This window comes from Waterburya sp., assembly GCF_058530065.1.
Window position 1 is genome coordinate 1 of record NZ_JBZNBU010000034.1, and the last position, 4,274, is coordinate 4,274.

The following is a 4,274-nucleotide window of genomic DNA, read 5'->3' on the forward strand; positions in this document are numbered from 1 at the left end:
ACAATTTTAATTTACGAAGCACCCCATCGTCTATTGAAAACTTTAACCGATTTAGCCACAGTAGTTGGCAGCGAGCGCAAAATTGTCTTAGCTAGGGAATTAACTAAAATCCACGAAGAATTCTGGCGAGGAAATCTGGAGGATGCGATCGCTTTATACAGTCAGAACAAACAACCTAAAGGAGAATATACCTTAGTGTTAGATGGTGCGAAAGAAACGAATCTAATTATGTCAGAAGCAGAACTTAAACTGGAACTACAACAGTTATTAGCTAATGGGATGACGCGATCGCAAGCCAGCCGTCAATTAGCAAAATCGAGCAACCTATCCCGACGAGAAATTTATCAATTGGATCTCTCTTAAGATTGCCGTCTTTAATGTATTCTAAAGAGTGTCATCAAACAGAATAAGAGAAGCTACTAGAGTGAAATACGTTATGTGGGGGAGTTATTGTGAAAACGCCCTTGAAAAACGCACCCCTTACCGTCAAGCACATTTGGCAGGTTTGACCGAGCAAAAAGAACGAGGCATATTAATCACTTTAGGACCCACTAAAGACAATACTAAAGTATTTGGTATTTATGAAGCCGATGGCGAAAGTACAGTACGTCAGTTGGTAGAGTCCGATCCTTATTGGCAAAATGGTATTTGGACGGAATATGAAGTTAAAGAGTGGATTCAAGCATTTTAGAATAAACTTCATAGCACCACAAGACCAAGCAGATCGAAGCAAAATCTTCCAAAATTAAAATGTCTCCCAAGATATCGTTGAGCGATCGAGATTTGAGGTTAAGAAATCCCTTAATACTCCTTTACTAGAAGTTAAGATAGATATAACTCATGTCAACTAGGATTATTTTCATCGCGGATAGAAAAAATTGATATCGAAATTTAGTATAGCGAGCAAGCAGGTTTTATGATTTACGATAAAGAAACTGTTAATCAGACAGATGCAGTGCTGCAAGCAGAAAACGTCAATGTATATTATGGCGATTTTCTAGCAGTAAAAGGCATTTATATGAATATTCCCAGAAATAAAGTAACTGCATTTATTGGGCCTTCTGGCTGTGGAAAAAGTACTCTTCTACGTTGTTACAATCGTCTTAACGATTTAATTCCGATCTTTCGTTTAGAAGGTTTAGTAACCTATCACGATCAAAACCTCTATGGTAAAGATATCGATCCCGTGCAGGTAAGACGTAAAATCGGTATGGTCTTCCAAAGACCAAATCCTTTTCCTAAATCTATCTATGACAATATTGCTTTTGGAGCAAAAATTAATGGCTATAAGGGGAATATGGACGAACTGGTGGAAAAATCCTTAAGAGGTGCAGCCCTTTGGGACGAAGTTAAAGATAAACTCCGACAAAGCGGTTTAGCTCTCAGTGGCGGACAACAACAAAGATTATGTATCGCCCGAACTATTGCCCTACAACCTGAAGTTGTATTAATGGACGAACCTTGCTCGGCTTTAGACCCAATTTCTACCCTTAAAGTTGAGGAATTAATTCACGAATTAAAAGAAAAATATACCATCGTGATCGTAACTCACAATATGCAGCAAGCATCGAGGGTGGCAGACTATACGGGTTTCTTTAACGTTACAGAAGTAGAAGGGGGAAATCGCCAAGGCTATTTAGCAGAATATGCTCCCACTGAAGAAATCTTCCAAAATCCCAAAGAGGAAGCAACTCAGCAATATGTTAGTGGTCGTTTTGGTTAATCGATAGGTTTTAACTTGCGAGGGATAGCTCGGAAGGTTGTCAATTTCTTGGTAGGATAAGTTGAATCTGGGATCGTTAACCAAAAATATATGTTTTCTAAAAAATACTTATCTCGCATACTAGCTTTAGTTCTAGTAGTAGCTATTAGTTTAATGGGTTGTGGTTCTAATCCTTCTGGATTAACTGGAAACTACAGTCAAGACACTAACACAGTTTTAACAAATCTAAGAGAGGCAATCGAACTACCCGATGATGCCAGCAATAAAAAAGAAGTTATCGGTTTGGCACGCAAGCAAATCAGCGATTACGCTTCTCGCTATCGTCGTAACTCCAAAACTGCTGGCTTGCGTTCTTTTACTACCATGCAAACTGCATTAAATGCCCTGGCTGGATATTATAGTTCTTACGGTATTCGTCCTCTACCCGAAAAACTCAAAAAACGTCTTTCTCAAGAGTTTAGACAAGTGGAAATTTCTTTGAAAAGAGGCGTATAAGTCCATTAGTTAATTTAGGTTAAAAAAATATTATTTTTCCTTCTAAATTTATGGTTTGGGAGGATTTTTCATAATAAATTATTTAATTCTAGTTAATGTCTATATTTTGGCAAGTAAAAATATTTCTAACATTAATGTATTATTAAAATAATATGTATAATTTTAGACTACGAAAATCAATTGAAATACTATATAGTTTTAACCAGACAAATTGCTAATTCTATCCAAGTAAAGTCTTCCATAACAGAAAAATTACCAAGAAGAGATTTAAGTTTATTAGCAGAGAGGCTCAATGCTTCATTTTTAAAAGAAGATAATTATCCGATTCAATTAACCGATCGAATTCTTGCCAAACTGTCATCGACTCCAGAAAATTGGGCATTTGCTCGTGCTATTGCATCTCAACTAAAATCGGACGATGTTGTTTTTTGTCCAGGGGAAGAAATAGGTATTCCCCTAGCAGCTATTTTAAGTTCCCAAAAAGAACGACCTAAAATTATAGTTTGGTTTCATAGAATTACTGGCTTAAGAAGTCGTTTGGCACTAAAACTATTTAAAATAGGTAATGTAGTAGATTTAGCTGTAGTTAATACCAATGCTAATAAAGAATTCGTCCAAAAATACTTGAATTTTGAGAGCGATCGCTGTTTTTTCTGGAGACATACCACCGATTGCAGTTATTTCATCCCTCAGGATTATGCTGAACCTAACAGCAAACCTATCATTGCCAGTGTAGGTTTAGAACAACGAGATTATCGTCTTTTAGCCTCAGCAACCGAAACACTAGATGTCGATGTAAAAGTTGCTGGTTTTTCGCAATTTCAGTCTAGGGTGGCTAAAAGTTTTCCCAGAGTGTTGCCTGCTAATATGACTAACCAACAATATGGTTTACCCGAATTAGTTCGGCTATATCACGATGCTAGGGTTATTGTAGTTCCACTCAAAGAAAATATAGGTTCTGCTGGTATAACGGCTTTACTCGAAGCAATGGCTTGTAAAAAAGCAATAATATGCGTCAAAACAAAAGGACTCGCCGATTATTTAGTGGATGAAGATGCGGTGATGACGATTAAGCCTGGAGACGTGGATGGCTTACAAAAAGCAATTTTATACTTACTCAATAACCCCGAAGAAGCCAAACTAAGAGCCGAACGTGCTTACCAACTGGTTTGGTCGAGAAATAATTTAGACGATAGAGTTGATGCCATGGTTGATTTTATTCAAACCGTAGAATAGTCAAAAATAGATAAAAGAAAAAATATGTTTAATTTTTTAGGTGAGATTAACGAAGCAAAAATCTACAATCGAACGACTAATGCGATCGAGATTGTTGCTTCCTCTGAATTATTAGCTTTAGAAATACCCGATAAGCTTAAAAATCCTGGAGATAATTCTGCGATCGAACTTCGCAAATTTACTGCTGATAACCAGCTATTTAATTATAGTGGCAGAATTGACGATCGAGATCCTAATGCACCAGCCCTAGGATTTCCTGGGACATCGGTAAAATTCAAATTTACAGGGACTAAGCTACAAATCGAACTATCAGAAGATAATTGGGGTGGCGAAAACTATGTGGATGTTTACATTGACAGCAAACCCCAGCCTATTACCCTAAAATTGCGTCGAGAAGATGGCAATCCTGTAGTTTATGATATTGCTGAAGGATTGGAAAACAAAGCCCATAATGTAGTCATATACAAGCGCAACGATTTTATTACGGGAGAGTTTAAGTTTCACGGCATTATTACTGACGGGCAATTATTACAACCTAATCCCGATTCTCAGCGTGCTATTGAAATCTACGGCGATTCCATAACCTCTGGTATAGCTGTAGAACATCCCGTTACGGGGGTGCAAGATCCTGATGGCAATAGCGATCGCATTTCTAATGCTTACTATAGCTACGGCTCGATTTTAGCCAGATATTACGATGCAGACGTATCTCTAATCTCCCAAGCTGGAGCATCTTTAGTTAACGGTTTTGGTTACTGGAATACTTTTTGGAACAATGGTACTGGTGGAGAAGCTTTTTACAATAGGGTCAAACCTTTGC

Annotated in this window: 4 protein-coding genes and 2 pseudogenes; all 6 read left to right on the forward strand. The window is 37.5% G+C overall.

Features of this window, described 5'->3' with window-relative positions; translation table 11 throughout:
• Positions 1 to 363, forward strand: a pseudogene (locus tag AC33VI_RS02400) (16S rRNA (cytidine(1402)-2'-O)-methyltransferase); the annotation flags it as partial.
• 73 nt (positions 364 to 436) lie between these two features.
• The gene (locus AC33VI_RS02405) at positions 437 to 691 is read left to right on the forward strand and encodes a YciI family protein (protein WP_491780677.1); all 255 of its coding nucleotides are present in this window, start codon (positions 437 to 439) and stop codon (positions 689 to 691) included.
• Positions 692 to 916: 225 nt separating this feature from the next.
• Positions 917 to 1,723 carry a phosphate ABC transporter ATP-binding protein PstB gene (pstB, locus tag AC33VI_RS02410; protein ID WP_491780674.1) on the forward strand — a complete coding sequence of 269 codons (807 nt, stop codon included), beginning with the start codon at positions 917 to 919 and terminating at the stop codon, positions 1,721 to 1,723.
• Positions 1,724 to 1,813: 90 nt separating this feature from the next.
• The gene (psb27, locus tag AC33VI_RS02415) at positions 1,814 to 2,218 is read left to right on the forward strand and encodes a photosystem II protein Psb27 (RefSeq protein ID WP_491780675.1); all 405 of its coding nucleotides are present in this window, start codon (positions 1,814 to 1,816) and stop codon (positions 2,216 to 2,218) included.
• 180 nt (positions 2,219 to 2,398) lie between these two features.
• Positions 2,399 to 3,454 (forward strand): glycosyltransferase family 4 protein, encoded by a 1,056-nt coding sequence (locus tag AC33VI_RS02420; protein WP_491780676.1) that lies wholly within the window; start codon positions 2,399 to 2,401, stop codon positions 3,452 to 3,454.
• A 24-nt stretch (positions 3,455 to 3,478) separates the two neighbouring features.
• Positions 3,479 to 4,274: pseudogene (locus tag AC33VI_RS02425) on the forward strand (hypothetical protein); the annotation flags it as partial.